The organism is Aequorivita aurantiaca (assembly GCF_030410135.1).
GTDB lineage: Bacteria > Bacteroidota > Bacteroidia > Flavobacteriales > Flavobacteriaceae > Aequorivita > Aequorivita aurantiaca.
Genome location: NZ_JAUGQQ010000053.1, coordinates 1 through 302, shown reverse-complemented (window position 1 = coordinate 302; position 302 = coordinate 1). Strand labels below are relative to the sequence as shown.

At 44.4% G+C, this 302-nt stretch carries 1 pseudogene; it reads right to left on the bottom strand.

Annotated elements, in window-relative coordinates:
• Positions 1-302, bottom strand: a pseudogene (locus QRD02_RS14380) (hypothetical protein); the annotation flags it as partial.

The following is a 302-nucleotide window of genomic DNA, read 5'->3' as shown; positions in this document are numbered from 1 at the left end:
CCATCGCCGTTGTCCACAAAAATATCGGTGGTACTGTTGATGATTGAGATGATCTCGTTATAAATATCCCCCTGGTTTTGGATGTTGGTCACTACATCGGCAATCACGTCAATAGTAAGGGTCTCGCCGTTTTCATTGGTGAAGGTATATGAGCCATTTCCATTGTTCACGAAGGTAAGGGTGTTGGCATCAAATGTAACCACAGTGCCATCTGCGGCGGTATGGGTGAAGGTACCATCGCCGTTGTCCACAAAAATATCGGTGGTACTGTTGATGATTGAGATGATCTCGTTATAAATATC